The sequence below is a fragment of the Citrobacter sp. Cpo040 genome (genome assembly GCF_030332915.1).
Lineage (GTDB): Bacteria > Pseudomonadota > Gammaproteobacteria > Enterobacterales > Enterobacteriaceae > Citrobacter > Citrobacter portucalensis.
Genome location: NZ_JAOWGX010000034.1, coordinates 1,076,844 through 1,103,676, shown reverse-complemented (window position 1 = coordinate 1,103,676; position 26,833 = coordinate 1,076,844). Strand labels below are relative to the sequence as shown.

General features: G+C 53.3%; 30 protein-coding genes and 2 tRNA genes. 25 read left to right on the top strand and 7 right to left on the bottom strand.

The genetic code is table 11. From position 1 onward, the window contains the following. The first annotated feature begins 1 nt into the window (after position 1). The 19 genes from OGX86_RS10150 to ldtA all read left to right on the top strand — a co-directional run bounded on the left by OGX86_RS10150 (position 2) and on the right by ldtA (position 15,200). On the top strand, positions 2 to 634 hold the full coding sequence (locus OGX86_RS10150; protein ID WP_008785140.1) for a cobalt-precorrin-8 methylmutase: 633 nt from the start codon (positions 2 to 4) through the stop codon (positions 632 to 634). Further along, positions 631 to 1,767 (top strand): cobalt-precorrin-5B (C(1))-methyltransferase CbiD, encoded by a 1,137-nt coding sequence (gene cbiD, locus OGX86_RS10145; protein ID WP_048216005.1) that lies wholly within the window; start codon positions 631 to 633, stop codon positions 1,765 to 1,767. Before OGX86_RS10150 ends, cbiD begins: the two co-directional genes overlap by 4 nt. Next, entirely contained in the window at positions 1,761 to 2,366 is a 606-nt protein-coding gene (locus tag OGX86_RS10140) for a cobalt-precorrin-7 (C(5))-methyltransferase (protein WP_048224339.1), read from the top strand. The genes cbiD and OGX86_RS10140 overlap by 7 nt, the downstream gene beginning before the upstream one ends. Then, positions 2,356 to 2,925 carry a decarboxylating cobalt-precorrin-6B (C(15))-methyltransferase gene (locus OGX86_RS10135; protein WP_008785138.1) on the top strand — a complete coding sequence of 190 codons (570 nt, stop codon included), beginning with the start codon at positions 2,356 to 2,358 and terminating at the stop codon, positions 2,923 to 2,925. The genes OGX86_RS10140 and OGX86_RS10135 overlap by 11 nt, the downstream gene beginning before the upstream one ends. Further along, positions 2,918 to 3,691, top strand: coding sequence for a cobalt-precorrin-4 methyltransferase (locus tag OGX86_RS10130; RefSeq protein ID WP_003030275.1), 774 nt, complete (start codon positions 2,918 to 2,920; stop codon positions 3,689 to 3,691). Before OGX86_RS10135 ends, OGX86_RS10130 begins: the two co-directional genes overlap by 8 nt. After that, positions 3,672 to 4,727, top strand: coding sequence for a cobalt-precorrin 5A hydrolase (cbiG, locus tag OGX86_RS10125; protein ID WP_003834107.1), 1,056 nt, complete (start codon positions 3,672 to 3,674; stop codon positions 4,725 to 4,727). The genes OGX86_RS10130 and cbiG overlap by 20 nt, the downstream gene beginning before the upstream one ends. Further along, positions 4,727 to 5,452 carry a precorrin-3B C(17)-methyltransferase gene (locus tag OGX86_RS10120; RefSeq protein ID WP_003030278.1) on the top strand — a complete coding sequence of 242 codons (726 nt, stop codon included), beginning with the start codon at positions 4,727 to 4,729 and terminating at the stop codon, positions 5,450 to 5,452. The genes cbiG and OGX86_RS10120 overlap by 1 nt, the downstream gene beginning before the upstream one ends. Continuing rightward, the gene (locus OGX86_RS10115) at positions 5,449 to 6,234 is read left to right on the top strand and encodes a cobalt-precorrin-6A reductase (RefSeq protein ID WP_286563635.1); all 786 of its coding nucleotides are present in this window, start codon (positions 5,449 to 5,451) and stop codon (positions 6,232 to 6,234) included. The genes OGX86_RS10120 and OGX86_RS10115 overlap by 4 nt, the downstream gene beginning before the upstream one ends. 10 nt (positions 6,235 to 6,244) lie before the next feature. Continuing rightward, entirely contained in the window at positions 6,245 to 7,039 is a 795-nt protein-coding gene (gene cbiK, locus OGX86_RS10110; RefSeq protein ID WP_008785135.1) for a sirohydrochlorin cobaltochelatase, read from the top strand. Then, positions 7,036 to 7,749, top strand: coding sequence for a cobalt-factor II C(20)-methyltransferase (locus tag OGX86_RS10105; RefSeq protein ID WP_168978172.1), 714 nt, complete (start codon positions 7,036 to 7,038; stop codon positions 7,747 to 7,749). Before cbiK ends, OGX86_RS10105 begins: the two co-directional genes overlap by 4 nt. Beyond that, positions 7,746 to 8,483, top strand: a complete 738-nt coding sequence (gene cbiM / locus OGX86_RS10100; RefSeq protein ID WP_003834098.1) for a cobalt ECF transporter S component CbiM — start codon at positions 7,746 to 7,748, stop codon at positions 8,481 to 8,483. The genes OGX86_RS10105 and cbiM overlap by 4 nt, the downstream gene beginning before the upstream one ends. Before the next feature lie 2 nt (positions 8,484 to 8,485). Next, positions 8,486 to 8,767: an energy-coupling factor ABC transporter substrate-binding protein gene (locus OGX86_RS10095; protein WP_003030289.1), complete on the top strand. Its 282-nt coding sequence runs from the start codon at positions 8,486 to 8,488 to the stop codon at positions 8,765 to 8,767. After that, on the top strand, positions 8,754 to 9,431 hold the full coding sequence (locus OGX86_RS10090; protein ID WP_003834087.1) for an energy-coupling factor ABC transporter transmembrane protein: 678 nt from the start codon (positions 8,754 to 8,756) through the stop codon (positions 9,429 to 9,431). Before OGX86_RS10095 ends, OGX86_RS10090 begins: the two co-directional genes overlap by 14 nt. A gap of 8 nt (positions 9,432 to 9,439) precedes the next feature. Next, a complete protein-coding gene (locus OGX86_RS10085; protein ID WP_168978173.1) occupies positions 9,440 to 10,255 on the top strand; it encodes an energy-coupling factor ABC transporter ATP-binding protein in 816 nt (271 codons plus the stop codon). Next, complete coding sequence (locus OGX86_RS10080) at positions 10,252 to 11,772, top strand: cobyric acid synthase (protein WP_136392081.1); 1,521 nt, start codon at positions 10,252 to 10,254, stop codon at positions 11,770 to 11,772. Before OGX86_RS10085 ends, OGX86_RS10080 begins: the two co-directional genes overlap by 4 nt. Next, complete coding sequence (gene cobU / locus OGX86_RS10075; protein WP_048216012.1) at positions 11,769 to 12,314, top strand: bifunctional adenosylcobinamide kinase/adenosylcobinamide-phosphate guanylyltransferase; 546 nt, start codon at positions 11,769 to 11,771, stop codon at positions 12,312 to 12,314. The genes OGX86_RS10080 and cobU overlap by 4 nt, the downstream gene beginning before the upstream one ends. Continuing rightward, positions 12,311 to 13,054: an adenosylcobinamide-GDP ribazoletransferase gene (gene cobS, locus OGX86_RS10070; protein ID WP_048216013.1), complete on the top strand. Its 744-nt coding sequence runs from the start codon at positions 12,311 to 12,313 to the stop codon at positions 13,052 to 13,054. The genes cobU and cobS overlap by 4 nt, the downstream gene beginning before the upstream one ends. Before the next feature lie 24 nt (positions 13,055 to 13,078). Further along, entirely contained in the window at positions 13,079 to 14,143 is a 1,065-nt protein-coding gene (gene cobT, locus OGX86_RS10065) for a nicotinate-nucleotide--dimethylbenzimidazole phosphoribosyltransferase (RefSeq protein WP_168978175.1), read from the top strand. Positions 14,144 to 14,270: 127 nt separating this feature from the next. Beyond that, positions 14,271 to 15,200: a L,D-transpeptidase gene (gene ldtA, locus OGX86_RS10060; protein WP_168978176.1), complete on the top strand. Its 930-nt coding sequence runs from the start codon at positions 14,271 to 14,273 to the stop codon at positions 15,198 to 15,200. A 24-nt stretch (positions 15,201 to 15,224) separates the two neighbouring features. Here ldtA and OGX86_RS10055 read toward each other — a convergent pair whose 3' ends face one another. The 5 genes from OGX86_RS10055 to mtfA all read right to left on the bottom strand — a co-directional run bounded on the left by OGX86_RS10055 (position 15,225) and on the right by mtfA (position 19,862). Continuing rightward, positions 15,225 to 15,908, bottom strand: coding sequence for an ABC transporter ATP-binding protein (locus tag OGX86_RS10055; RefSeq protein WP_168978177.1), 684 nt, complete (start codon positions 15,906 to 15,908; stop codon positions 15,225 to 15,227). A 10-nt stretch (positions 15,909 to 15,918) separates the two neighbouring features. Then, positions 15,919 to 17,607, bottom strand: a complete 1,689-nt coding sequence (locus OGX86_RS10050; protein ID WP_286639926.1) for an ABC transporter permease — start codon at positions 17,605 to 17,607, stop codon at positions 15,919 to 15,921. Then, a complete protein-coding gene (locus OGX86_RS10045; RefSeq protein WP_148361817.1) occupies positions 17,591 to 18,628 on the bottom strand; it encodes an extracellular solute-binding protein in 1,038 nt (345 codons plus the stop codon). The genes OGX86_RS10050 and OGX86_RS10045 overlap by 17 nt, the downstream gene beginning before the upstream one ends. Before the next feature lie 261 nt (positions 18,629 to 18,889). Further along, a tRNA-Asn gene (locus OGX86_RS10040) sits at positions 18,890 to 18,965 on the bottom strand. Between the two features lie 132 nt (positions 18,966 to 19,097). Continuing rightward, entirely contained in the window at positions 19,098 to 19,862 is a 765-nt protein-coding gene (gene mtfA, locus OGX86_RS10035) for a DgsA anti-repressor MtfA (protein WP_032943883.1), read from the bottom strand. Between the two features lie 93 nt (positions 19,863 to 19,955). On the opposite strand from mtfA, the gene OGX86_RS10030 reads away from it, so the two are divergent. After that, positions 19,956 to 20,045: transfer RNA gene (locus OGX86_RS10030), tRNA-Ser, on the top strand. 169 nt (positions 20,046 to 20,214) lie between these two features. Here OGX86_RS10030 and ompC read toward each other — a convergent pair. After that, on the bottom strand, positions 20,215 to 21,405 hold the full coding sequence (gene ompC / locus OGX86_RS10025; RefSeq protein ID WP_286639924.1) for a porin OmpC: 1,191 nt from the start codon (positions 21,403 to 21,405) through the stop codon (positions 20,215 to 20,217). 441 nt (positions 21,406 to 21,846) lie between these two features. On the opposite strand from ompC, the gene OGX86_RS10020 reads away from it, so the two are divergent. From OGX86_RS10020 to OGX86_RS10010, 3 genes are all read left to right on the top strand, one after another. Beyond that, on the top strand, positions 21,847 to 22,539 hold the full coding sequence (locus OGX86_RS10020) for a phosphohydrolase (protein WP_286639922.1): 693 nt from the start codon (positions 21,847 to 21,849) through the stop codon (positions 22,537 to 22,539). Between the two features lie 76 nt (positions 22,540 to 22,615). Beyond that, positions 22,616 to 24,046, top strand: a complete 1,431-nt coding sequence (locus tag OGX86_RS10015) for a DNA cytosine methyltransferase (RefSeq protein WP_008785123.1) — start codon at positions 22,616 to 22,618, stop codon at positions 24,044 to 24,046. Further along, the gene (locus OGX86_RS10010) at positions 24,027 to 24,494 is read left to right on the top strand and encodes a very short patch repair endonuclease (RefSeq protein ID WP_003839067.1); all 468 of its coding nucleotides are present in this window, start codon (positions 24,027 to 24,029) and stop codon (positions 24,492 to 24,494) included. Before OGX86_RS10015 ends, OGX86_RS10010 begins: the two co-directional genes overlap by 20 nt. Here the strand turns inward: OGX86_RS10010 and yedA are convergent. Continuing rightward, complete coding sequence (yedA, locus tag OGX86_RS10005; protein ID WP_239605346.1) at positions 24,486 to 25,406, bottom strand: drug/metabolite exporter YedA; 921 nt, start codon at positions 25,404 to 25,406, stop codon at positions 24,486 to 24,488. The genes OGX86_RS10010 and yedA overlap by 9 nt on opposite strands. 178 nt (positions 25,407 to 25,584) lie before the next feature. Here yedA and OGX86_RS10000 point away from each other — a divergent pair, with 178 nt between their 5' ends. Next, a complete protein-coding gene (locus OGX86_RS10000) occupies positions 25,585 to 26,496 on the top strand; it encodes a DUF808 domain-containing protein (protein ID WP_048235177.1) in 912 nt (303 codons plus the stop codon). Between the two features lie 77 nt (positions 26,497 to 26,573). Beyond that, positions 26,574 to 26,759: a YodC family protein gene (locus tag OGX86_RS09995; RefSeq protein WP_003030415.1), complete on the top strand. Its 186-nt coding sequence runs from the start codon at positions 26,574 to 26,576 to the stop codon at positions 26,757 to 26,759. Positions 26,760 to 26,833: the final 74 nt, after the last annotated feature.

The following is a 26,833-nucleotide window of genomic DNA, read 5'->3' as shown; positions in this document are numbered from 1 at the left end:
AATGCAATACATCCAGCAACCCCAGGCGATTGAAGCCAAAAGTTTCGACATTATTGGCGAGATCATCCGTGAAACCCGTCCGGACTATCAGTTTGCCAGTCCGTTACATGAAGCCATTATCAAGCGGGTTATTCACACGACGGCAGATTTCGACTGGCTGGACATTCTGTGGTTTTCCAGTGATGTGCTGGAGCAGTTTTGTGCGGCGCTTAGCCGTTCGAGCGTGATTTATACCGATACCACGATGGCGCTTTCCGGGATCAATAAAACGCTGCTGGCAAAATTCGGCGGTGAATGCCGCTGCTACATCAGCGACCCGCGGGTTGTGCGTACGGCAAAAGAGCAGGGTATTACCCGGTCCATGGCGGCAGTCGACATTGCGGTGAAGGAAGAGGGGGAAAAGCTGTTTGTCTTTGGCAACGCGCCGACTGCGCTGTTCCGCCTGCTTGAGCATGATGTTGCCGTCAGCGGTGTGGTGGGTGTACCGGTCGGATTCGTTGGTGCTGAAGAGTCGAAAGATGCCCTGACCCAAAGCAATTTGCCCGCCATTGCAGCGTTAGGCCGCAAAGGGGGAAGCAATGTCGCCGCCGCTATCGTCAACGCCATGCTTTATCACATGCAGGGGGCGCGATGAGCGAGGCCTTCGATACGCCGGTGTGGCACAACGGTAAAGCGCTGCGTAAAGGGTATACCACGGGATCGTGCGCCACGGCGGCGGCAAAAGTTGCCGCGTTGATGGTATTGCGCCAACACCTCATCCATCAGGTTTCCATCGTGACGCCTTCCGGGGTGACGCTGTGCCTGAACGTGGAGTCACCGCATATCGAAGGGCAGCAGGCGATAGCGGCCATCCGCAAAGACGGTGGAGATGATGTGGACGCCACCCACGGCATGCTGATTTTTGCCCGCGTGACGTTAGACGATAGTGGCGTGATTGCCTTACAGGGCGGTGAAGGGGTCGGTACGGTAACCCGCAAAGGTATTGGCCTGCCGGTGGGCAGTTCGGCGATTAACCGTACACCTCGCCAGACCATTGAATCTGCCGTCCGCGAAGCGATTGGCCCAAATCGTGGGGCGCAGATTGAAATCTTCGCGCCAGAAGGCGAAGAACGGGCGCAAAAAACCTACAACTCTCGCCTTGGCATTCTTGGCGGCATTTCGATTATCGGCACCACGGGTATTGTCACGCCGATGTCAGAAGAGAGCTGGAAGCGTTCACTGTCGCTTGAGCTGGAAATTAAGCGGGCGGCAGGGCTGGAGCGTGTTGTACTGGTGCCGGGAAACCACGGCGAGCGTTTTGTGCGCGAGCAGATGGGTATCGACACCCAGGTTGTAGTCACCATGAGCAACTTTGTCGGTTACATGATTGAAGAAGCCGTACGTCTGGGGTTCCGACAAATCGTACTGGTGGGGCATCCCGGTAAGCTCATCAAAATCGCGGCGGGGATCTTCCACACTCATAGCCATATTGCCGATGCCCGCATGGAAACGCTGGTGGCTCACCTCGCGCTACTTGGCGCACCGCTGGAACTGCTGACGTTGGTCAGCGAGTGCGATACCACCGAAGCGGCGATGGAACATATCGAGGCGTACGGTTTCCAGCACATTTATGACCATCTGGCTCAGCGCATTTGTATGCGTGTCCTGCAAACATTGCGCTTTACCAAAAATCCACCGACCTGCGATGCCATCATGTTTTCTTTTGATAATCAGGTTCTTGGAAGTAATCGTCCGGTCGCAGAAATTGCTGAGGAGATGCAATGTTAACCGTTGTAGGGATGGGCCCCGCCGGTTTGCATTTGATGACGCCTGCCGCACGAGAAGCGGTCGCGACGGCGGATGTTCTGGTCGGTGGAAAGCGGCATTTGCAGCAATTCCCGGATTTTGCCGGTGAACAGTTTGCTCTTGGCGCCAATATCCCGGAACTCCTGAGCTGGATTAGCGCGCACCAGGAGAAGCATGTTGTGGTACTGGCGTCTGGCGATCCCCTGTTTTACGGCATCGGGACGCGCATGGTGGCGCATTTTGGTATTGAGAATGTGCGGATTATTCCCGGCATTAGTGCGGTGCAGTACCTGTGCGCGCAGTCCGGTATTGATATGAACGATATGTGGCTGACCAGTAGCCATGGCCGCAGCGTCTGTTTTGATGAGCTGGCGCGACATAACAAGGTGGCGATGGTGACTGATGCGCTGTGTGGCCCGCGTGAAATCGCGCAGCAGCTCATTGCCCGAGGCATGGGGCATCGCTGGATGGTGATTGGCGAAAACCTGGCGATGGAAAACGAACAGATCCATTTCCTGCCTGTGCGTGAAGTTAACGCTGAATATGACATGAATGCAGTGGTGATCCTTGATGAAAGATGAGCTGTTTCTGCGTGGAGAGAAAGTGCCGATGACCAAAGAAGCGGTACGCGCACTTGCCCTCTCAAAACTTGAATTACACCGCGCCAGTCACCTGATTGATATTGGTGCCGGAACCGGCAGCGTGTCGATAGAGGCGGCGTTGCAATATCCCGGATTACGTGTAACGGCCATCGAACGTAACCCGGCTGCGCTCAGGTTGCTGGATGAAAACCGCCAGCATTTTGCCTGCGCAAATATCGATATTTTTCCCGGCGTTGCTCCCATGACCATCGCGGAAAAAGCCGATGCCATTTTTATGGGCGGCAGCGGCGGCCATCTGACCGAACTGATTGACTGGTCGATGCGCCAATTGCATCCCGCAGGGCGTTTGGTGATGACGTTTATCCTCCAGGAAAACCTCAACACCGCGCTGGCACATCTGGATCATCTTGGCGTACAGGGAGTGGATTGCCTGCAGCTACAGGTTTCCTCGCTTACCACGCTTGGCAATGGTCACTATTTTAAACCGAATAACCCCGTATTTGTTATCGCCTGTCAGAAGGAAGGAAACCATGTCTGAGATTTTTGATCCCCGTAGCGTGTGGTTTGTTGGCGCAGGTCCTGGCGATCGCGAGCTGATTACCCTCAAAGGTTACCGGTTGCTGCAGCAGGCGCAGGTTGTTATCTACGCCGGATCGCTGATTAACACTGAATTGCTGGAGTATTGCCCTGCCGGTGCTGAATGTCACGACAGTGCCGAACTGCATCTGGAGCAGATCCTTGATCTGATGGAAGCCGGAGTGAAAGCGGGCAAGACCGTTGTGCGCCTGCAAACCGGCGATGTCTCGTTGTACGGTTCCGTACGCGAGCAGGGTGAGGAGCTGACCAAACGCGGGATTGACTGGCAGGTGGTGCCCGGCGTCAGCGCGTTCCTCGGCGCGGCGGCAGAGCTGGGAGTTGAGTATACCGTGCCCGAAGTTTCACAGAGCCTGATCATTACGCGCCTGGAAGGCCGCACCCCGGTACCAGAGCGTGAACAGCTGGAGTCTTTTGCCAGCCACCAGACATCAATGGCTATTTATCTTTCCGTCCAGCGCATTCATCGGGTGGCTGAGCGTCTGATTGAAGGCGGCTATCCGGCGACCACGCCCGTGGCGGTGATCTATAAAGCGACCTGGCCGGAAAGTCAGACCGTGCGCGGGACCCTGGCGGATATTGGCGACAAGGTTCGCGATGCGGGCATCCGTAAAACGGCCCTTATTCTGGTCGGTAATTTCCTGGGCTCGGAGTATCACTACTCCAAACTCTATGCGGCGGACTTTAGCCATGAATACCGTAAAGCCTGAGTCAATTGCGCTTTTTTGCCTGACTCCTGGTGGCGTTGTGCTGGCGAAACGTCTGGCAGCCATGCTGCCGGTTACCTGTTTTACCAGTGAAAAGCTGCTGGAGGAGGGGTTTATTCCCTTTGAAAACGGCTTTGCGAATACCGCCCGCGAAGCGTTTACGAATTACTCGGCGCTGATTTTTATCGGTGCGACCGGCATTGCGGTGCGCGTACTGGCCCCGCTGGTCAATGACAAATTCTGCGATCCGGCGGTGGTGGTCATTGATGAACGTGCCCAGCATGTCATCAGCCTGCTCTCCGGTCACGCGGGCGGTGCCAATGCGTTGGCGCGTTATCTGGCGGGCATGTTGGGCGCTGACCCGGTTATCACTACCGCGACGGATGTGAACGATATGGCGGCACTGGATACGCTGGCATTTCAACTGAATGCCCGGATGAGTGATTTCCGTTCGGCGGTGAAGATCGTGAATCAGATGCTGGTCAGCAATAAGCGGGTTGGTCTGTGGTGGGATGACGAACTGACGCAGGATGTCAGCCATTGCGACCGGCGCGGATTTATCACGGTTACCGATCTCAACCAGCTCCCTGAACTGGATGCATTGGTGTGCATCACCTTACGCACCAATTTACCTGACCTGCCTGTTCCGCACTGGAAGTTGGTGCCACAGCGGGTTGTGGCCGGAATTGGCTGTCGCCGTGATACGCCGTTCCCTCTGCTGGCTGCGCTGCTTGCCCGGCAACTTGAAGCTCAACAGCTCGATCCGTTGGCACTAAAAGCGATTGGCAGCATCACGCTGAAAAAGGATGAACAGGGACTTATCCAACTGGCTTCGTGCTGCCGCGTTCCTTTCGAAACCTTTACTGCTGACGCGCTGCGTGAGCATGAGCACCGTTTTCCAGCCTCATCGTTTGTTCGCAAAACGGTGGGTACAGGAAGCGTTTCCGGTCCTGCAGCCTGGCTGTTGAGCCACGGAAAACTGTTGGGCGAGACCCTGCGAGAACAGGGCGTCACTATCACTTTGGGAGTTTCACACTGATGTTAAGCGTAATTGGAATTGGCCCTGGCTCGCAGGCAATGATGACCATGGAAGCCGTTGAAGCACTGCAGGCAGCGGAAATCATCGTTGGCTATAAAACCTACACCCATCTGGTAAAAGCGTTCACGGGTGACAAGCAGGTGATCAAAACCGGAATGTGCAAAGAGATTGAACGCTGCCAGGCGGCGATCGAACTGGCACAGGCGGGTCACAACGTGGCGCTGATCAGTAGCGGTGACGCGGGGATTTACGGTATGGCCGGGCTGGTGCTTGAACTGGTCAGCAAGCAAAAGCTGGATGTTGAGGTCAGGCTAATACCTGGCATGACCGCCAGTATTGCCGCGGCCTCTTTGCTGGGCGCGCCGCTGATGCACGACTTCTGCCACATCAGCTTAAGCGATCTGTTAACGCCATGGCCGGTTATCGAAAAACGCATCGTTGCCGCCGGTGAGGCAGACTTTGTTATTTGTTTCTACAACCCGCGCAGTCGGGGTCGCGAAGGTCATCTGGCGCGCGCATTTGAGCTGCTTTCCGCCAGCAAAAGCGCACAAACGCCGGTGGGTATTGTGAAGTCTGCCGGACGTAAAAAGCAGGAAAAATGGTTAACCACGCTCGGTGAAATGGATTTCGAACCGGTTGATATGACCAGCCTTGTGATCGTGGGTAACAAAACAACCTATGTTCAGGACGGCCTGATGATCACACCACGAGGTTATGTGCTGTGAATTATGGTGATGTGCTGGTCATGGGCGGTACGAGCGATGCGCGCATGCTGTGCCAGCAACTGGATGCGGCAAACGTGGCCTATACCCTGTCAGTTGCAACCCCAACAGGGAAACAACTGGCGGGAGACATCAAAGGCCAGGTGCGCTGCGGGCGTCTGGAGCGCGAACAAATGATTGCCTGGCTACAGGAAAATCGGACGCGCTGGGTGATCGATGCCTCGCATCCGTACGCCGAGGTGGTGAGCCGCAACATCATGAGCGCCTGCGAAGCGGCGGGCGTACTGCTGAGCCGCTACCAGCGCCCTGAGCAGTTGAGTGGTTTAACTCACCCGCACCTGTATACCGTACAAAGCATTCCGCAAGCCTGTGAGGTGGCGCGATGCTTCGGCGATCGTGTGCTGCTGACGACCGGCAGTAAAGATCTGGCCATCTGGCGCGAAGGGTTGCCTGAAAAAACGCTGCTGGCGCGCGTTCTGCCTGTTCCTGAGGTCATTCAGCAATGCGCGGATCTGGGATTTGGCGTCGGTGAAATCTTCGCACTGTGCGGGCCGTTTAGCGCCGAGTTCAACGCCGCGTTTTATCGCCAGTGCCAGGCTGATGTGGTGATCACCAAAGCCTCCGGTGCGGAAGGTGGTTATCAGGAAAAAGTTCAACCCTGTCTGGATGCCGGTATCCCCTGCATCGTGATTACACGTCCGGCACCGTTGGTGACGGGAGAAGAGTTACTGGAAAGTCAGGCCGCCTTTGGGGCGCGTTTAACGCGCTGGCTGGCCACTGCTTAAGGAGTTTGAGATGAAAAAGGCGCTTCTGGTGGTCAGCTTTGGCACCAGCTATCACGACACCTGCGAGAAAAATATCGTGGCCTGTGAGCGCGATCTTGCAGCTAGCTGCCCTGACCGCGACCTGTTCCGGGCGTTTACCTCCGGGATGATAATCCGCAAGCTCAAGCAGCGCGACGGCATTGAAATCGACACGCCGCTGCAGGCGCTGCAAAAACTGGCGGAGCAGGGGTATCAGGATGTAGCTATTCAGTCGCTGCACATTATTAATGGTGACGAATACGAAAAAATTGTCCGCGAAGTGCAAAGTATGCGTCCGCTGTTTTCACGCCTGACGCTCGGCGTACCGCTGCTGAGCAGCCATGAAGATTACGCACAGTTGATGCTGGCGCTGCAACAGCAGATGCCGGCGCTTGGCGAAAGTGAAAAAGTGGTCTTTATGGGACACGGTGCCAGCCACCATGCTTTTGCCGCCTATGCCTGTCTCGATCATATGATGACGGCGCAGCGCTTTCCCGCGCGGGTTGGGGCGGTGGAAAGCTATCCGGAAGTGGATGTGCTGATTGAAAGTTTATCTCAGGAAGGGGTGACAGCGGTTCATCTGATGCCGCTGATGTTAGTCGCTGGCGACCATGCCATCAACGATATGGCCTCCGACGAAGATGATTCCTGGAAAACGTTGTTCAATGCAGCAGGGATACCGGCTACGCCGTGGCTTAGTGGTCTGGGTGAGAACCCAGCGGTTCGCGCCATGTTCGTGGCACATTTACAGCAGGCGCTTAATGTGGCGCTGGAGGAAGCAGCATGAGCGGAAAACTGTATGCACTGAGCACCGGGCCAGGTGCTTCCGACTTGATTACCGTGCGTGCCGCACGCACGCTGGGCGCGCTGGATATTCTCTATGCGCCTGCCGGGCGTAAAGGCGGCGACAGTCTGGCATTGTCGATTGTACGTGAGTATATCGGTGAACAGACCGAAGTCCGCTGCTGCCATTTTCCTATGAGTGCCGATAGCGCTGAAAAAGAGGCCGTCTGGGATGAAGTTGCTGCCGCGCTGGTTCAGGAAGTCGAGGCCGGTAAGCAGGTGGGGTTTATCACTCTCGGCGATGCGATGCTGTTCAGCACCTGGGTCTTTTTACTTCAGCGTATTGGTTGTCCTGACTGGCTGGAAATCGTTCCTGGCGTCACGTCTTTCGCCGCGATTGCCGCGCGTTCCAAAACGCCGCTCGCTATGGAACAGCAGTCACTGGCGGTGGTCTCCTGTACCGCACCGGAAGCGGAAATCCAGCAAGCGTTAAAACAGCATGAGAGTCTGGTGTTGATGAAAGTGTACGGTCGTTTTGCGCGTATTAAAGCGCTGCTACAACAAGAGGGTTTGTTGGACTGTGCATTAATGATGTCTGAAGCCACGCTGCCAGGTGAACAGTGCTGGCGTCATCTCGATGAGGTGAGCGACGATCAGCCGCTGCCTTACTTCTCGACCATTCTGGTCAATAAACAGTGGGAGTATGCACAATGAAGCTTGAACAACAGCTAAAACAGCTGTCTTTCAGCGGGTTGGCTGCGGCGCTATTACTGATGATTGTTCCTGAACAAGCGTTCGCCATGCACATTATGGAAGGTTTCTTGCCGCCGATGTGGGCGCTGGCCTGGTGGCTGCTGTTTTTACCCTGCCTGTGGTACGGACTGGTACGTCTGCGCCAAATCGTGCAGGAGGATAACCACCAGAAGGTTTTGCTGGCCCTGTGTGGCGCCTTTATTTTTGTGCTGTCGGCGCTGAAAATTCCTTCCGTTACTGGAAGCTGCTCACATCCTACCGGTGTAGGCCTGGCGGTTATCCTGTTTGGACCGGGCGTGGTAGCCATCCTTGGGGCGATTGTCCTGCTGTTCCAGGCTCTGCTGCTGGCACACGGTGGTTTGACAACGCTCGGCGCGAACGGCATGTCGATGGCGGTAATTGGCCCGGTAGTGGGTTACATGGTGTGGAAAATGGCCTGCCGCGCAGGGCTGCGTCGTGATGTCTGCGTCTTCCTGTGTGCGATGCTGGCGGATCTCGTCACCTATTTTGTGACTTCTGTACAGCTGGGCGTTGCGTTCCCGGATCCCTCTGCTGGCGCTACCGGCTCAATCATTAAGTTCATGGGGATTTTCTGCCTGACGCAGATCCCAATTGCGATTGCGGAAGGGTTACTTACCGTGCTGATTTACGATCAGCTAACCAAACGCCAGTTGATAACCGCACAAGGGCATTAACGATGAAAAAGACGCTGATTATATTGGGCATGGTAGTGGCGCTGGTGATCCTGCCGTTCTTTATCAACCACGGTGGGGAGTACGGCGGTTCAGATGGTGAGGCGGAAAGCCAGATTCAGGCTATTGCCCCGCATTATGAGCCCTGGTTCCAGCCGTTGTATGAACCCGCAAGCGGTGAAATTGAAAGTCTGCTGTTTACGCTCCAGGGATCGCTTGGCGCAGCCGTGATTTTCTATATCCTGGGTTACACCAAGGGCAGGCAACGCCGTGATGACCGGGCTTGACAGGCTTAGCTATCAAAGCCGTTGGGTTCATGTCTCGCCGGTGCGGAAATTTCTGCTCTGGCTGGTGATGATGATTCTGGCGTTTACTCTGCCCCCATTGGGGCAGGGTATTGAGCTTTTACTTATTGCCGCGCTGAGCTGCTGGCTGCTGCGTATTTCCTTCTGGCGCTGGTGCCGTTGGATGGCATTGCCATTTGGTTTTCTCACGGTTGGCGTGGTGACCATTTTGTTTAGCATCAGCCGCGATCCACAGACGCTGTTGGCCAGCATACCTGTGGGAAGTTACTGGTTGGGGATCAGCGCACCAGGCCTGGTAACCGCCAATGAAACCTTCTGGCGCAGCCTTGCCGCGTTGGCGGCAACCTTCTGGCTGGTACTGAATCTGCCGTTTCCGCAATTAATTATCTTACTCAAACGCGCGCACGTTCCTCGCCTGCTAACTGAGCAGATCCTGCTGACCTGGCGGTTTATTTTTATCCTGTTAGACGAGGCGCTGGCTATTCATCGCGCACAAACGCTGCGTTTTGGTTATCGTAGCTTGCCGTTGGGCTACCGCTCTCTGGCAATGCTGGTGGGATTGCTGTTTACCCGTGTGTTGATCCGCTACCAGCAAATGACCACCACACTGGATATCAAACTGTATCAGGGTGATTTTCACCTGTAAGGAAAAGTATGCTTGCCACCTCAGCGCTTTGGTTTCGCTATCAGGATGACCCGATCCTCAAAGGGCTAACGCTGGATTTTTCGACGCATGCCGTCACCGGACTGGTAGGCGCTAATGGCTGCGGGAAATCCACGCTGTTTATGAACCTGAGTGGCTTATTGCGCCCACAGCAAGGCGCGGTGATGTGGCAGGGCAAACCGCTGGATTACAGCAAGCGCGGCCTGCTGGCGCTGCGTCAACAGGTGGCAACGGTATTTCAGGACCCCGATCAGCAAATCTTTTATACCGATATCGACAGCGATATCGCCTTTAGCCTGCGCAATCTTGGGGTGGATGAAGCTGAAATCGCTCGGCGCGTGGAAGATGCGCTTACGCTGGTCGACGCCCAGCATTTTCGCCATCAGCCCATTCAGTGTTTAAGCCATGGGCAAAAAAAACGCGTAGCGATTGCCGGGGCGTTGGTGTTGCAGGCGCAGTATCTGCTGCTGGATGAACCTACTGCGGGCCTTGACCCGTCAGGCCGCACGCAGATGATTGAGATAATCAAACGCATCGTTGCGCAAGGAAACCACGTCGTAATTTCCAGCCATGATATCGATCTTATCTATGAAGTCAGCGATGCGGTGTACGTTTTACGCCGGGGCGAAGTACTCACGCACGGCACGCCAGGCGACGTATTCGCCCGTACGGTTCTTATTGAACAAGCGGGATTAACTCAGCCCTGGCTGGTGAAGCTGCATACAGAGTTGGGCTTCCCGCTGTGTAAAACAGAGGCTGAATTTTTTAGTTGTATGCGAGAGAACGCACTGAAGGAGGCGTCATGACGCGGGCAATAATGTTGCAGGGAACGGCATCTGATGTGGGTAAAAGCGTATTGGTCGCCGGGCTGTGTCGTATTTTTTATCAGGATGGACTGCATACCGCACCGTTCAAATCGCAGAACATGGCGCTGAACTCTGGCATTACGCCAGAGGGAAAAGAAATGGGCCGCGCGCAAATTTTTCAGGCCGAAGCCGCAGGCATTACGCCAGATGTGCGTATGAACCCGGTGTTGCTTAAACCGACCAGCGATCGAAAAGCGCAGGTAGTGCTGATGGGTAAAGTGGCAACCGATATGGACGCGGTGAGTTACCACGAGTACAAGCCACGTCTGCGGGAACAGATCTTGTCAGTTTATAATAGCCTGGCGCAGGAGTTCGATGTGCTGGTGCTGGAAGGTGCGGGGAGCCCGGCAGAGATTAACCTGCGCGATCGCGATATCGTCAATATGGGTATGGCCGAGATGGCGCAGTGCCCTGTCGTTTTGGTGGCGGATATCGATCGTGGCGGGGTGTTCGCCTCCATTTACGGCACGCTGGCGCTGTTGCACGATCACGAACGCGCGCGGGTAAAAGGGGTGATCATCAACAAGTTTCGCGGTGATGTGACGCTGCTGCACTCCGGCATCGAGCAAATTGAAGCGCTGACCGGTGTTCCGGTACTGGGCGTGATGCCATGGCTGGATGTTGATCTGGAAGATGAAGACGGCGTTGCGCTGCAAAAGGGCAAGTATTTGCGCACTGACAAACGCGATATCGACATCGCCGTTGTTCAAATACCGCACATTTCTAACTTTACTGATTTCAATGCGCTTGCTGCGCAGCCGGACGTGCGCGTGCGCTATGTTCGCCAGCCTGAAGAGCTGGCGGGGGCCGATCTGGTGATTTTGCCGGGCAGCAAAAATACCCTTGGCGATCTGGTATGGCTACGTGAAAGCGGGATGGCGCATGGCGTCGTGCAATTACATCGTAATAACGTACCGGTGGTTGGGATTTGTGGCGGCTATCAAATGCTCGGCGACACCATCATTGATGAAGTAGAGTCGGGCCTCGGTACGCTGCCGGGTCTGGGCTTACTTAATACAGTCACCCATTTTGCCCAGCACAAAACCACGACCCTGGTTGAGGGACAAATGTCTTCATCGCTGCCTGACTGGCTGGCGGGCACGGCGGGGTTATCCGTTCGCGGTTATGAAATTCATATGGGCGAAACAGCATTAACCGATGAATGCCGGTCGGTGATGACGTTGCACAAAGACGGCGGCAACGTTGTTGACGGCGCGGTCACTCCGGATGGCCTGGCGTTCGGCACCTATCTTCACGGTCTTTTCGACAGCGATGATTTCACCCGTGCGTTGGTCAATGGCCTGCGAGAACGTAAAGGGTTAGCTCCGCTGGATTCCACCTTCCATTACGCGCAATATAAATCGCAGCAGTTTGATCTGCTGGCGGATGCGATGCGGCAACACATCGATATTGAAAAAATTTATACCATCATGCAGCAACACCGGGAGCCAGTATGATGATTCTGGTTACTGGCGGCGCGCGAAGCGGTAAGAGTCGGCATGCGGAAGCGCTGATCGCTGATTCCCCAAACGTTTTGTATATCGCGACTTCGCAGATTTTTGATGAGGAGATGGCTGCGCGAATTCAGCATCATCGCGATGGACGTCCTGCGCACTGGCGGACAGCCGAACGTTGGCAACATCTTGATGAACTGATCACGGACACGAACGATCCTCAGGAAGCTATTCTGCTGGAATGCATCACCACGATGGTGACCAACTTGCTGTTTGCGCTGGGCGGTGAAAGCGATCCGGACAGCTGGGATTACGCGGCGATGGAGCAGTCTATCGAAGGTGAAATCCGTTCGCTGATCGCAGCCTGTCAACGCTGCCCGGCAAAGATCGTGTTGGTCACTAACGAAGTGGGTATGGGGATTGTGCCGGAGAATCGTCTGGCGCGGCATTTTCGTGATATTGCAGGACGCGTGAACCAGCGACTGGCGGCGGCAGCGGATGAGGTCTGGCTGGTGGTATCAGGAATTGGAGTCAAAATTAAATGAGTAAGTTGTTCTGGGCAATGCTCTCTTTTATCAGTCGCTTGCCCGTTCCTGCTCGCTGGTCGCAAGGACTGGATTTCGAGCACTATTCCCGCGGTATTGTAATGTTTCCCCTGATTGGCGTCGTGTTGGGAGGGCTGACGGGGCTGGTCTTTATGGCGCTCCAGCCCTGGTGCGGTATTCCGTTGGCGGCCCTTTTTGCGGTGCTGACACTGGCATTGCTGACCGGGGGATTTCATCTGGATGGTCTGGCGGATACCTGTGACGGCATTTTTTCGGCGCGCCGACGCGAGCGGATGCTGGAAATCATGCGCGACAGTCGTCTGGGCACCCACGGTGGACTGGCGTTAATTTTCGTTTTACTGGCGAAGGTGCTGGTGGTGAGCGAACTGGCTTTGCGTGGCACGCCAATGCTGGCCGCGCTGGCAGCGGCATGTGTCGCCGGGCGAGGAACGGCGGTGTTGCTGATGTATCGGCATCGCTATGCCCGTGAAGAAGGGCTGGGCAACGTTTTTATTGGCAAAGTCACCGGGCGTCAAACCTGCGTTACGTTGGGATTAGCGGCGATCCTTGCCGCCGTGCTACTTCCTGGCATGCGCGGCGTGGCAGCGCTGGTTGTCACAATGGTGGCGGTTTTTATTCTTGGGCAGTTATTAAAACGCACGTTGGGTGGGCAAACCGGCGATACGCTGGGCGCTGCCATTGAACTTGGCGAGTTGATTTTCTTGCTGGCTCTGCTCTGAGTCAGCCCACATACTGGAACCCTTATGCAGACTTTAACCTCTTTACTCCGCACGATCCCATCACCAGACAGTGCCGCGATGTTGCGTGCACAGCAGCATATCGACGGCTTGCTTAAGCCGCCGGGAAGTTTGGGGCGACTCGAATCTCTCGCCGTACAATTGGCCGGGATGCCTGGCCTGAAGGGTGTGCCGCATGTGAACGGCAAAGCGATGCTGGTGATGTGCGCCGATCACGGCGTGTGGGATGAAGGGGTTGCCGTTTCGCCTAAAGTTGTCACGGCTATTCAGGCTGCCAATATGACGCGTGGAACGACCGGCGTCTGCGTCCTGGCCGCTCAGGTTGGGGCGAAGGTTCATGTGATAGATGTTGGGATTGATGCTGAACCTATTCCCGGTGTGGTGAATATGCGTGTGGCACGCGGTTGCGGCAATATAGCCGAAGGCCCGGCAATGAGCCGTTCGCAGGCCGAGGAGCTGTTGCTGGAAGTCATCCGCTATACCCATGAGCTGGCAAAAGACGGTGTAACGCTGTTTGGCGTCGGGGAGCTTGGTATGGCAAATACCACACCTGCGGCGGCCATTGTCAGCGTGCTGACCGGCAGTGATGCTGAGGAAGTCGTGGGTATTGGCGCTAACCTTCCTCTTTCTCGGGTGGGGAATAAGGTAGACGTTGTGCGCCGGGCAATTGCCGTCAATCAACCGGATCGCCATGACGGTGTCGATGTGCTGGCTAAGGTTGGCGGGTTTGATCTTGTCGGTATGGCGGGGGTGATGCTTGGGGCGGCCTCCTGTGGTCTGCCTGTGGTGCTGGACGGTTTTCTTTCGTATTCTGCTGCTCTGGCGGCCAGCCAGATTGCACCACAAATTAAACCCTACTTAATTCCGTCACACTTCTCCGCTGAGAAGGGCGCCCGCACCGCGCTGGCGCATCTTGAATTGGATCCTTATCTGAATATGGGGATGCGTTTAGGTGAAGGCAGTGGGGCCGCGTTGGCAATGCCGATTGTTGAAGCTGCCTGTGCGATGTACAAAAATATGGGGCAGCTCGCCGCCAGTAACATCGTGCTTCCAGATGGTAAGGAAGCGTAGTTACCGTTCAACCTGAACCTCGCCTGATGGCGAGGTTTTTTTATGCGCAAATATGTCGTAACCCACTAAAACAGATAATAAAAGCTATACTTAACGGATATCTGTTGCGACGAAGGAAAGGAAAAAGATGCGTCGTGTAAAACTGCTTTGTTCACTCATTATGTTGCTTGCGAGTCAGGGAGCGCAGGCGGTGAGTTATCCGCTGCCGCCAGAGGGGAGTCGGCTGGTGGGTAGCCCTTTGACTATTACGGTTCCACCAGGAAACACCAAGCCGCTGGAGGCATTTGCCGCTCAGTACGGACAGGGGTTGAGCAATATGCTTGAAGCCAACCCGGGCGTCGATGTTTTTCTGCCTAAATCGGGTTCAACGCTGGTTGTGCCGCAGCAACTGATACTTCCGGATACCGTGCGCGAGGGGATTGTCATCAACGTCGCCGAGATGCGGCTTTACTATTATCCTGCTGGCAGCAATACGGTTGAGGTTTTACCCATTGGCATTGGTCAGGCGGGTAGAGAAACGCCGCGTAACTGGGTGACGGCGGTCGAACGTAAGCAGGAAGCACCAACCTGGACGCCGACGCCAAATACCCGACGTGAATACGCCGCTCGCGGGGAAAGCTTACCGGCTTTTGTTCCTGCCGGGCCAGAAAATCCGATGGGCCTGTATGCAATTTATATCGGCAGGCTTTATGCCATTCACGGGACAAACGCCAATTTTGGTATTGGTCTGCGGGTAAGCCAGGGGTGCATCCGTTTACGGAATGATGACATCAAGTACCTGTTTGATACGGTGCCTGTAGGGACGCGTGTACAACTGATAGATCGACCGGTGAAATACAGCGAAGAGCCGGACGGTAGTCGCTGGGTGGAAGTACATGAGCCGCTGTCACGAAACCGTTCGGAATACGAGTCTGACAGAAAGGTGCCTTTGCCCGTCACTCCCGCTTTGCGCACCTTTATCAGCGGGAATGACGTGGATGTGAGCCGCGGGAGCCAGGCGTTGGAAAGACGTTCCGGTATGCCGGTGAACATCAGCCTGGTACAGAAGCATTATTAATTTTCAGGGCGACCCTGTTGACCTTCAGGTCGGATGGGTCGCTTTTTTAATTTGATACTGCCCCATTTTTACCACGCCAATATGGTCAGCCATTAGCTGGGCTTCGTGTTCACTGTGGGTAACCAACAGCGCCGTTTGCCCGGCGGCGCGCAAAATATCCCGTACCTCGTTGCCAAGACGCTCACGCGTGCGCTTATCAAGGCTGGAGAAGGGTTCATCCAGCAGCAGGATTTCCGGATGTGGCGCCAACGCGCGAGCAAGGGCGATACGCTGTTGTTGCCCGCCGGAAAGCTCATGCGGATAGCGGTTGGCATGGCTGTGTAACTCCACCATTTTCAACAGCTCAGTCACTCTGGCCTGTTGTTCCTCACGCGGCATGCGACGCAATCCAAAGGCCACATTTTGCTGCGCGGTCAGATGGGGGAATAACGCATATTCCTGGAAGACCATGCCGACATGACGTTTTTCCGGTGGCAGATGAACGCCGGGACCGGCAACACGTCGCTGTGACACATAGATCTCTCCGTTTTGCAGGCGTTCAAATCCGGCAACTGCGCGTAGCACCGTGGTTTTTCCGCAGCCTGAAGCGCCCAGCAGACAGGCAATTTCACCTTGACGTACCGACATTGAAAATCCGCTCAGTACCGATTGCTGGCTGTTGCCATAAGCAACGTGTACATCCTGGAGTCGTAATGCAATTTCTGACATTGTTGCTCTCTTAACCACGGCGAGTCATTTGGTGACGCACCAACAAAATAACCGGTAGCGTGCCAGCTAAAACAATCATTAGCGCGGCGATAGCACCTTCTTCATAGGTTCCACGGGCGGCTTCCGCATACAGCAACGTTGCCAGCGTTTCAAAATTGACCGGGCGCAAAAGCAACGTTGTTGGCAGCTCTTTCATGGCATCAGCAAAAACCAGCAGGGCACTGCTGACTAACGCTGGGCGCAGCAGGGGAAAATGGACTCGTGCAAACGTCCCCGCACCATTCTCACCCAACAGACGAGACGCCTGTTCCAGCGAAGGTGGAATGCGGCCCAGACCAGAATCCAGTGCGCCAATGGCAATCGCCTGGAATCGCATGGCACAACAAATTACCAGCAGGATCCCTGCGGACATCAGCGGCAGGCCGCGAACATCCAGTAAATCTGCCAGCCAGCGGTCGACAGCCATGGCGGGGGTTAAAAAGCCAATCGCCAGAATTGTGCCGGGAACCGCATAGCCTAAAGAGGCCAGACGCATCACGCCACGACGGAATCCCGGCATGGCGTTGTCTGCGGCGCTATGACGCGCGCTCCAGGCCACCAGCATACTGATGCAAACCACCACCAGCGTGGTTCCCGCTGCCAGCGATAGCGTATTTTGCAATGCTGACAGTAACGAAGAGGAAAGGGGGTTCTCATCGCCTATGCGTTTGGCGCTTTCCCACATTAAAAACAGTACCGGAGCCATAAAACCCAGCACAACCGGCAGTGAAATAACGCCACCGAGCAGCCAACCACGCCAGCCCTGCACGCGCGTAGGTTGAATTTCCCGCAGGCTGCGGCTGCTGAATCCTTGTTTTCTGCGACCATAAAATTCCAGCGTCAGAATCAGGAATATAAACATCAGCATCATGCAGGCAATTTGTGCCGCGGCAGATAAATCAGAACGCGAGATCCATGTGGTGTATACGGTAACGGTTAACGTCTGTACCCCGAGAAACTCCGATGCGCCAATATCGTTGAGCGTTTCCAACAGTGCCAGGCTGATCCCAACGGCCAGTGCCGGACGGGCCATGGGCAAAGCAACACGAAAAAAGGTTCCGGTTGCGCTGCATCCCAGCGTGCGTGCGGCTTCCAGTAAATGGGCCGGCTGGCTGATAAACATAGCGCGGGTTGTCAGATACACGTATGGGTATAGCACTAATCCGAGCAGGATGATTGCGCCGGAAAGTGAGCGTAAATCTGGCAGCCGGAACTGTCTTGGGCTGTCAAAGCCCAGTAAAAAACGGATAAAGGTTTGCAGGGGGCCAATCGGATGCAGCAGATCGAGCCACGCAAAGGCCACAATGTAGGTTGGCATCGCCAGCGGCAACAGTAACGCCCAGCTAAGAATTTTACGTCCAGGAAAATCCCATGCCGTTACCGCCCATGCGCTGCCTACGCCAATCACGCCGACCATCACCGCGACACCGGCTAATAACAGCACGGTATTTTTTAGTGCGGCAGGCAGTACATACGTCAGGAGATTATCCCAGTGAGATAAATCGGCCTGGGTAGCCTGCCAAATCAGCGCAATGATCGGTGTCAGAACGCCAAGCGCTACGCACAGCGCGCCAAGATGTAGCGGCGTTAATAATGACTGCGGCCCGGAAACCAGGCCGCGTAACGTCGGAACCTGCAGAGGTTTATTGATCGAATCCAACTTTATCTACCAGCAGACTAGCTTGTTTACGATATTTAACGATTTCGGTTAACGGCGTTTTATCGACGTTGATTTCACCAATAGTTGCGCTGATAACCGGATCAAGCGTCACGCCTTTCAGTACCGGGTATTCGAAGTTCGCTTTCGCATACTGCTGCTGGGCAGGTGCGGAAACCAGATATTCCATCAGCTTAACGGCATCGGCTTTATTTGGCGCATAGCGGGCTACAGCTGCGCCACTGATGTTGACGTGTGTACCGCCATTTTCAAAGGTGGGTTTAACGACTTTAATCGCATCGCCCCACTGACGTGCATCACTGCCTTCTTTGGCGTTTTTCATATGGCCGACGTAATAGGAGTTGGCTAGACCAATATCGCAAATTCCGCCGAGAATATCGCGAGCAACATCGCGGTCGCCACCGGTAGCTTTACGCGCCAGGTTAGCTTTCACACCGCGCAGCCATTCTTCGGTCTTTGCTTCACCGTGATGAGCAATCATTGCGGCGATCAGCGCCGTGTTATACGGGTGCTGTCCGGAACGAATACAGACTTTACCTTTGTACTCAGGGCTGGCGAGTTGTTCGTAATGCCAGTTATCGATTGGCAGTGACTTCTCGGCATACAGCACGCGGGCACGCATCGACAGCGCAAACCACTGATTATCTGCGCCGCGTAGATTAGCCGGAATAGCGGTTTTCAGTGCTTCTGACTCTACTGGCTGAGTTACACCCGCTTCCACTAAATCAATGAGATTACCGGCATCGACGGTCATCAGCAGGTCGGCAGGTGAATTTTTACCTTCAGCTTTAACGCGCTCAAGCATACCGTCCTTGATATAGACCGTACTGACTTTGATGCCGCTGGTTTTGGTCCAGCTATCAAGCAAAGGCTGGATCAGACCCGGTTCACGGGTGGTATAGAGCGTTAACGTTTCCTGAGCGAAAGCCGGTAGGCTAACTGAGAAGACCAGGGCAGAGGCAAGGGTGATACGGCGCAGTCCGGCGCGAGGCAGAGAATTCATCGTTTATATCCCAGAGTAATTGGAACGTACAGTGAACCGAGCGGGGGGCTCGTTCCTTTGGCTCGCGTACAATAAATGATAATCACTAGCACTTACAATAATTGCAAAGTTTAAACGATTTACATTTACATAACTTTAATCAACGTTGTGATGCGGCACGTAACAGAGGTGCAGAGCAGGCAGAGTGCTTATGAGAGGGGATTTTATAGCGACCTGAAAAGCAAAAAGCCTGCTTAGTTTCCTAAGCAGGCTTCTTAAATATGGCTCCTCTGACTGGACTCGAACCAGTGACATACGGATTAACAGTCCGCCGTTCTACCGACTGAACTACAGAGGAATCGTGTGAACGAGGCGCATATTACTGACCTCACCATGAGGTGTCAACAGTAAAATTAGCATGTCATTTCAATTGGTTAATTAATCTTCAAATTCAGCGTTAATGCACATTTGGTGAGCGACAATGGCCACCTTAGCGGGTATCGCGTAACCGCTCCATGGGGTTCTGGCGGTAAAACTGAATGAAACGTTGCCATAAGGCCGGAAAACGTGGTGCAAATAATTCAGGGGCACTGAAGAAATACTCCGATAGAACGGCAAAGCATTCGGCAGGATCGGTCGCTGCGTAGGCATCTATACTGCACGCGGTTTCACCAACCAGATCAATTTCATCCTGAATGTTATTCATTGCGGCATGCAGGTCGTGCTCCCAACTGGCAATATCTCGTAGAGGGATCGCCGGAATACCGCTGGCGCGGTCGCCATTACGCATATCAAGCTTATGCGCCACTTCATGGATGATCAGATTAAAGCCGGAGGCATCAAAAGAATCCTGAATGTCGAGCCAGTTGAGGATTATCGGACCTTGCTGCCAGCTTTGCCCGGACTGTACAACACGTTGATTATGTACCAGCCCAATATCGTCTTCCCATTCATCGTCCACGACAAACGGGGCGGGGTAGATGAGAACTTCATGAAACCCGTCGAGCCACTCAATCCCCAATTCCAGAACAGGCAAACAGAAAAGCAGCGCAATGCGCGCACTTTTTAGTGGATCCAGCTCAAACCCCTGAAGCGCTACCAATCTTTTTTGCTGTAAAAAGCGCTCGGCCAGGGCAATAAGCCTGGCTTGTTCTTGCTCGGTGAGATTCACCAGAAGAGGAATAGCCAGGGCGTCGTCCCACGGCCAGTCGTCACTCCGGGTTGTTTCTTGCTCTTTCCAGGGCCACTTAATCATCGTTTTGCTCGCAAACTCGTCACTTGAACGAAATTGACGGAACGGGGTCTGTTAAAATGCCAAATTACCTGGCATCATGGCAACCGCCAAAACGGAGAGATGCCAGAGCGGCTGAATGGACCGGTCTCGAAAACCGGAGTAGGGGCAACTCTACCGGGGGTTCAAATCCCCCTCTCTCCGCCACTATTCAAGCACTTGCACGCCTCGCTTTCAACGACAGTTCTCATGGATGTTTTTTTCTTTGAGTATCCTCACAAGTTTATCGTTGTAATGCCCGCGTGGTAAAAAAATACGTTTCGTATAAATAAAAAGCCCGCTTCATATGAAGCGGGCTTGCTTATTTTTGCGTCAATTAGAACTGGTAGACTAAACCAACGGCAACGATGTCGTCAGTTGCGATACCATTGCTTTCATAGAAGCTGTCGTCTTCATCCAGCAGGTTGATTTTATAATCGACATAGGTGGACATATTTTTGTTGAAGTAGTAAGTCACACCCACATCAACATATTTGACCAGGTCTTTGTCGACATAACGCCAGTTACCACGACTCACTTCCTGACCACCTAAATCGCTACCTTTAGATTGCAGGTAAGCGATGGAAGGGCGCAGGCCGAAGTCGAACTGGTACTGAGCAACGGCTTCAAAGTTTTGCGTTTTGTTAGCGATACCGCCGCTAGCCTCACCGTTACCACCGCCATAGTAAGTCATATTGCGGGTTTCTGAATACATGGCTGCCAGGTACACGTTGTTCGCGTCATATTTTGCACCAACGGTCCAGGCATCCGCAGTTTCACCGCCAGCATAGTTGTTGCGTTTGTTCATACCGTCCTGGTAACCACGCGCAACCTGGTCATCCGTACGGTCAGAACTGGAGTATGCCGCACCGAGGCTTAAACCGAAGTCGAAGTCATAAGAGGTAGACATACCGAAACCGTCACCGTTTTCTTGCGCCAGGCTACGGTTTGCGCTGTTACCGGAACCTTCCTGACCAGTCCATCCCCGTTTACCATCTTCATTATTGCCCTGATACTGCAGAGCGAAGTTCAGGCCATCAACCAGACCGAAGAAACCTTTATTACGGTAGGTAGCCACGCCGTTGGTACGGCCGGTCATATACACGTCGGTCTGGGTGTAGGAGTCACCGCCGAATTCCGGCAGCATATCGGTCCAGGCTTCAACGTCGTAGACCACGCCATAGTTACGACCGTAGTCAAAGGTCCCGTTCTGACCAAAACCTAAGCCAGCGAAAGCCAGACGTGTAGACGAATCGCCTTTATCACCTTCGGTGCCGTTGGCCTTAATGTTATATTCCCACTGACCATAACCGGTCAGCATGTCGTTGATCTGTGTTTCGCCCTTGAAGCCTACACGCGCATAGGTCTGATCGCCGTCGCTGCCAGCATCATCAGAGAAATAACGCAGACCATCGACTTTACCGTACAGATCCAGTTTATTGCCGTTCTTATTATAGATTTCAGCCGCATTTGCTGCGCCTGCAGCTAATAAAGCAGGGAGAAGCAGTGCCAATACTTTTCTTTTCATTATGTATTCCCTTTGCATGATAATTAAAATGAATATGTAGTACTATCCGAGTGACTACATTTGGATACTATCTATGAAGTTCATTTTATTTAAAATATAACATGTAACAAATGTATTTAAAATATTTCAAAATATTTCTTTTGCATCTTTATATAATTATATATGTGTGTTGATTACATTAGTATTTGTCATATGAATGGTTTTTAATCAATGGGTTATATGTGTTTATCCATTTATTTGCTATGTGCATTTTATTTGTTTTGAATATTTGTTTTTAATATTCATGTAAATTGCTTTTCGATATTTTCGTCATGGATTTTATAAATACATGTGGGTTTTGTTTTTAGTGTAATAATAAAAAATGATTATGTAATGAGGCGGGCAGTGGTCTGCAATGAAAATTGTTGCTAAGGTGATTTTCTTTCTACAAAGGGAGATAGCATGAAACTGCACGACTGGCAGTCGCGATTTGAAGCCTGGTTAGCTGATAACCATTCTGGACAAGATGCTGCACATGACATCTTTCACTTTCGACGTGTGTGGATGACGGCGCAAAAGCTGAGTACAGATGCAACCGTAGACTGGCTGGTGGTGTTGACCGCGTGCTACTTCCACGATCTCGTCAGTCTGCCAAAGAACCATCCTGAGCGTCATTTTTCGTCGGTACTGGCAGCTAAGGAAACACGTCGTGTTTTGATGCGCGATTTTCCGGATTTTCCACAACAGCGGTTATCGGCAGTGTGTCATGCCATTGAGGCGCACAGTTTTAGCGCCAAAATCGCGCCAGAAACCCTTGAAGCGAGAATCGTGCAGGATGCAGACCGGCTTGAGGCGCTGGGTGCAATTGGTTTAGCGCGCGTATTTGCCGTGTCAGGGGCGTTGGGGGTTGCGCTGTTTGATGCGGAAGATCCGTTTGCTCGAAAGCGTAGCCTTGACGATAAACAGTACGCGCTCGATCACTTCCAGACCAAGTTATTGACGTTGCCGTTGACGATGCAAACCGAACAAGGGAGGCATTTGGCGCAACACAATGCGGATTTTTTACTGACGTATATGGCGAAGCTGAGTGCGGAGCTAAAAGGAGAATACGAAATGCTGGATCTTGACGCGATTCAACCCTTTAAAGCGCGCTAGTCGCCAATACGGCTGAAACGTCAACCGTGCTAATTTATGTTAATCTGTCGGTTATCCATTTCTGCCGGTTAAATGTATGCAGGATAATTTTTCAGTAGCAGGCTCCATGAACCCGATGACAGATGAAAACGAGGCCGATGTGCAGGTGATGTTGGCCAAGTTGCTTGAAATATATGACGTGAAAACGCTGGTTGCTCATCTGAATGGCGTTGGCGAGAACCGCTGGAGCCCGGCCATCTTTAAGCGAGTGGTTGCTAATGAAACATGGCATCGCCTCAGCGACCGCGAGCTCATTCATCTGAATACTTTGTTGCCGAAACCACCTGCGCATCATCCGCATTATGCCTTTCGCTTTATCGATCTTTTTGCCGGTATTGGCGGCATTCGTCGCGGCTTTGAAGCGATTGGCGGGCAGTGCGTGTTTACCAGTGAGTGGAACAAGCATGCGGTGCGCACCTATAAAGCGAATAACTACTGCGATCCGCTCCAGCACCGCTTTAATGAAGATATTCGTGATATCACACTCAGCCATCATGACGGGGTGAGTGACCAGCAGGCGGCAGAACATATTCGCCAGCATGTTCCTGAACATGACGTGCTGTTGGCCGGATTCCCATGTCAGCCATTTTCTCTGGCTGGTGTATCAAAGAAAAACGCGTTAGGGCGGGCCCATGGTTTCGCCTGTGATACGCAAGGCACACTTTTTTTTGATGTAGTGCGCATTATCGATGCGCGTCGGCCAGCCATATTTGTGCTCGAAAATGTCAAAAACCTGAAGAGTCACGATCAGGGCAAAACGTTTCGCATCATTATGCAAACGCTGGACGAACTGGGTTATGACGTGGCGGATGCGGCGGATAACGGTCCGGACGATCCGAAAATTATCGATGGGCAACATTTTTTGCCTCAGCATCGCGAACGTATCGTGCTTGTCGGCTTTCGACGCGATCTGAATTTGAAATCAGACTTCACGCTGCGGGATATTGTCACGCGTTATCCGCAGCGGCGTACTACGCTTGCGGAACTGCTTGAGCCGACCGTCGATGCGAAATATATACTGACGCCGGTGCTGTGGAAATACCTCTATCGCTATGCGAAAAAGCATCAGGCGCGGGGCAATGGATTTGGCTATGGCATGGTGTATCCCGGTAACCCTGATAGCGTAACGCGCACATTATCTGCGCGTTATTATAAAGATGGGGCGGAGATCCTGATTGACCGTGGCTGGGATATGGCGCTGGGTGAAAAAGATTTTGACGATCCGCAGAATCAGCGCCACCGCCCACGCAGACTTACGCCCAGAGAGTGCGCGCGTCTGATGGGGTTTGAATCTCCGCAGGGCTATCAGTTCAGGATCCCTGTGTCAGATACTCAGGCTTATCGCCAGTTTGGTAATTCGGTGGTCGTTCCGGCATTTGCGGCGGTGGCCAGGCTGCTGGAGCCGAAAATCAGGCAGGCAGTTGCTATTCGCGAGAAAGAGAACCAGCGTGGCAGACGTTCACGATAAAGCAACACGCAGTAAAAATATGCGGGCGATAGCTACCCGCGATACCGCAATTGAAAAACGCCTTGCCAGCGTGCTGACAGAGCAGGGGGTAACGTTTCGTGTGCAGGATGCGACGTTACCCGGTCGCCCCGATTTTGTGGTGGATGATTATCATTGTGTGATTTTTACTCACGGCTGTTTCTGGCACCACCACGATTGCTATTTGTTTAAAGTCCCCGCGACACGAACGGAATTCTGGCTGGAAAAAATAGGCAAAAATGTCCAGCGCGATGCGCGGGATTGTGAAAAGTTGCAGGCTCTGGGCTGGCGCGTACTGATTGTCTGGGAGTGCGCCCTGCGTGGTCGCGAAAAGCTGGACGATGAAGCGTTATCTGAACGTGTCATCGAGTGGATCTGCGGCGGTGGCGACACCGCGCAGATCGACACACTCGGTATTCATTTACTGTAACGTTTTTTCCGACGGGGTAGCAACGGCATCCGCTTTAACAGGGAACAGGTATTTCCCCAACGTTACCAGCACCACAGCAAACACGATCACGCCGAGCGCCAGCCATTCGATAGGGGCCAGTCTTTCTCCCCCCAGACCGGTACCTAACAGCACGGCAACAACCGGATTGACGTAGGCATAGCTGGTGGCTAGCGCCGGGCTGACATTGCGGATCAGGAACATATACGCATTAATGGCAATAATGGAGCCAAACAGGGCCAGGTAAGCCACCGCCATAAAGCCTGAAAATGTTGGCATGGTGGTCAGTTTTTCCCCGGAGAGTAGCGATGCGCACATCAGCACAATACCGGCGGCTAACATTTCAATGGCTCCGGCCATCATGCCAACGGGTAGCGTAATGCGTGAACCGTACACTGAGCCAAACGCCCAGCTTATTGAACCGATCAGGATTAAAATAGCGCCCCACGGATTGCCACTTAAATTGCCCCCGCTGTTCAGCATGATGATCCCTGCTAGCCCAATCGCTATCCCCAACCATTCCAGCTTGCGCGTTTTGATGCCAAAAAAGTGGCTAAAACACAGCGTAAATAACGGGACGGTGGCGACCACCACGGCGGCAATACCGGAAGGGACATTTTGGTGTTCTGCGACGGTGACCAGACCATTACCCACAGCCAGCAGCAGGATACCAATTAACGCGGCGTTCAGGATTAGGCGTAAGGGGGGCAGCTTATGCCCACGAATAAGTAAGAAACTTGTTAATATAATTCCCGCGGAGAGAAAACGTACGGCTGCCATCATTAACGGCGGCCAGCTTTCAACGCCAATGCGAATAACGAAGTACGTGGAACCCCAAATGATGTACAGCGCGAATAGCGCACTGAAAAGCGGTAACAATTGCCTGAAACGCATAATCCCTCACGGTGGAAATAAAAAGGTGCAACATAGTAAACGTCAAAACTATCTTACTGGCGAGATTTATAATTACGTGTTGATGTTAAAAACTTGTTGACCAGAAAGGTCAGTTTCAGCATGGCGTGTTTTACTTCATACTTATGACTGCAAAAAAATAATATTGAGGGTGAAAATTTTGGCAGGAAGTAGCTTACTGACCTTACTTGATGATATCGCCACGCTACTGGATGATATCTCAGTGATGGGAAAACTGGCCGCGAAAAAAACCGCGGGCGTGCTGGGGGATGATCTGTCGCTTAATGCGCAGCAGGTATCGGGCGTGCGGGCGAACCGCGAACTCCCGGTGGTCTGGAGCGTGGCGAAAGGGTCGTTTGTTAACAAAGTTATTCTGGTGCCGTTGGCGCTATTGATAAGCGCATTTATTCCCTGGGCGATCACCCCCTTATTAATGGTAGGCGGGGCGTTTCTCTGTTTTGAAGGCGTGGAAAAGGTTCTGCATACCCTGGAGGCGCGTAAGCACAAAGAAAGCCCGGAAGAGCGTCAGCAGCGTCTGGCTGCTCTGGCCGCACAGGATCCACTCACCTTTGAGAAAGATAAAATCAAAGGGGCAATACGTACCGACTTCATTTTGTCTGCCGAGATTGTCGCAATTACGCTGGGTATTGTAGCGGACGCCCCCTTGCTGAATCAGGTGTTGGTGCTATCTGGTATCGCGTTAGTGGTGACCGTGGGCGTGTATGGCCTGGTCGGTATTATCGTTAAGCTTGATGACATTGGGTACTGGTTGGCAGAAAAGCGCAGCCTGCTTGCCCAGTCGCTGGGGAAAGGGTTGCTGGTGGTTGCTCCCTGGCTTATGAAAACACTTTCTGTGGTCGGCACACTGGCGATGTTTTTAGTGGGAGGCGGCATTGTGGTACACGGAATATCGCCGCTGCATCATGCGATTGAACATTTTGCTCAGCAGCAAAGTACATTGATTTCGCTAATGCTTCCGACCCTGCTTAACCTGGTGCTCGGCTTTATCATCGGTGGGATTGTCGTTCTGCTGGTAAAAGCTGTCGCCAGAGTGCGCGGAATTTCGCACTAATTGTTACAGGACTGATTACGCAAAACGCCTCCTTGTCATCTAAGGTGTAAAGGTTTCTCTTGATACAGGAGGCAGGTATGGTCTTTTCTGTCAGTGAGGAAGTCACCTCCAAAGAGGGTGGCCCACGTATGATCGTTACCGGGTATGCCAGCGGAATGGTGGAATGTCGCTGGTACGACGGCTTTGGCGTTAAACGGGAAGCATTCCGTGAAGATGAACTGGTGGTGCCTGGCGAGCGAAGACAGCTCTGTCAGGATGCCTGAACATTTGGCTCGACCGTAACCTGGTGATCTCTCACCCATTAGTTATATTTATCATTCCGGTGAGAATTATTTAC

Coding starts and splice junctions, on each gene's coding strand:
- OGX86_RS10150 (WP_008785140.1), top strand. CDS start 2: ATGCAATACATCCAGCAACCCCAGGCGATTGAAGCCAAAAGTTTCGAC.
- cbiD (WP_048216005.1), top strand. CDS start 631: ATGAGCGAGGCCTTCGATACGCCGGTGTGGCACAACGGTAAAGCGCTG.
- OGX86_RS10140 (WP_048224339.1), top strand. CDS start 1,761: ATGTTAACCGTTGTAGGGATGGGCCCCGCCGGTTTGCATTTGATGACG.
- OGX86_RS10135 (WP_008785138.1), top strand. CDS start 2,356: ATGAAAGATGAGCTGTTTCTGCGTGGAGAGAAAGTGCCGATGACCAAA.
- OGX86_RS10130 (WP_003030275.1), top strand. CDS start 2,918: ATGTCTGAGATTTTTGATCCCCGTAGCGTGTGGTTTGTTGGCGCAGGT.
- cbiG (WP_003834107.1), top strand. CDS start 3,672: ATGAATACCGTAAAGCCTGAGTCAATTGCGCTTTTTTGCCTGACTCCT.
- OGX86_RS10120 (WP_003030278.1), top strand. CDS start 4,727: ATGTTAAGCGTAATTGGAATTGGCCCTGGCTCGCAGGCAATGATGACC.
- cbiK (WP_008785135.1), top strand. CDS start 6,245: ATGAAAAAGGCGCTTCTGGTGGTCAGCTTTGGCACCAGCTATCACGAC.
- OGX86_RS10105 (WP_168978172.1), top strand. CDS start 7,036: ATGAGCGGAAAACTGTATGCACTGAGCACCGGGCCAGGTGCTTCCGAC.
- cbiM (WP_003834098.1), top strand. CDS start 7,746: ATGAAGCTTGAACAACAGCTAAAACAGCTGTCTTTCAGCGGGTTGGCT.
- OGX86_RS10095 (WP_003030289.1), top strand. CDS start 8,486: ATGAAAAAGACGCTGATTATATTGGGCATGGTAGTGGCGCTGGTGATC.
- OGX86_RS10090 (WP_003834087.1), top strand. CDS start 8,754: ATGACCGGGCTTGACAGGCTTAGCTATCAAAGCCGTTGGGTTCATGTC.
- OGX86_RS10085 (WP_168978173.1), top strand. CDS start 9,440: ATGCTTGCCACCTCAGCGCTTTGGTTTCGCTATCAGGATGACCCGATC.
- OGX86_RS10080 (WP_136392081.1), top strand. CDS start 10,252: ATGACGCGGGCAATAATGTTGCAGGGAACGGCATCTGATGTGGGTAAA.
- cobU (WP_048216012.1), top strand. CDS start 11,769: ATGATGATTCTGGTTACTGGCGGCGCGCGAAGCGGTAAGAGTCGGCAT.
- cobS (WP_048216013.1), top strand. CDS start 12,311: ATGAGTAAGTTGTTCTGGGCAATGCTCTCTTTTATCAGTCGCTTGCCC.
- cobT (WP_168978175.1), top strand. CDS start 13,079: ATGCAGACTTTAACCTCTTTACTCCGCACGATCCCATCACCAGACAGT.
- ldtA (WP_168978176.1), top strand. CDS start 14,271: ATGCGTCGTGTAAAACTGCTTTGTTCACTCATTATGTTGCTTGCGAGT.
- OGX86_RS10055 (WP_168978177.1), bottom strand. CDS start 15,908: ATGTCAGAAATTGCATTACGACTCCAGGATGTACACGTTGCTTATGGC.
- OGX86_RS10045 (WP_148361817.1), bottom strand. CDS start 18,628: ATGAATTCTCTGCCTCGCGCCGGACTGCGCCGTATCACCCTTGCCTCT.
- mtfA (WP_032943883.1), bottom strand. CDS start 19,862: ATGATTAAGTGGCCCTGGAAAGAGCAAGAAACAACCCGGAGTGACGAC.
- ompC (WP_286639924.1), bottom strand. CDS start 21,405: ATGAAAAGAAAAGTATTGGCACTGCTTCTCCCTGCTTTATTAGCTGCA.
- OGX86_RS10020 (WP_286639922.1), top strand. CDS start 21,847: ATGAAACTGCACGACTGGCAGTCGCGATTTGAAGCCTGGTTAGCTGAT.
- OGX86_RS10015 (WP_008785123.1), top strand. CDS start 22,616: ATGCAGGATAATTTTTCAGTAGCAGGCTCCATGAACCCGATGACAGAT.
- yedA (WP_239605346.1), bottom strand. CDS start 25,406: ATGCGTTTCAGGCAATTGTTACCGCTTTTCAGTGCGCTATTCGCGCTG.
- OGX86_RS09995 (WP_003030415.1), top strand. CDS start 26,574: ATGGTCTTTTCTGTCAGTGAGGAAGTCACCTCCAAAGAGGGTGGCCCA.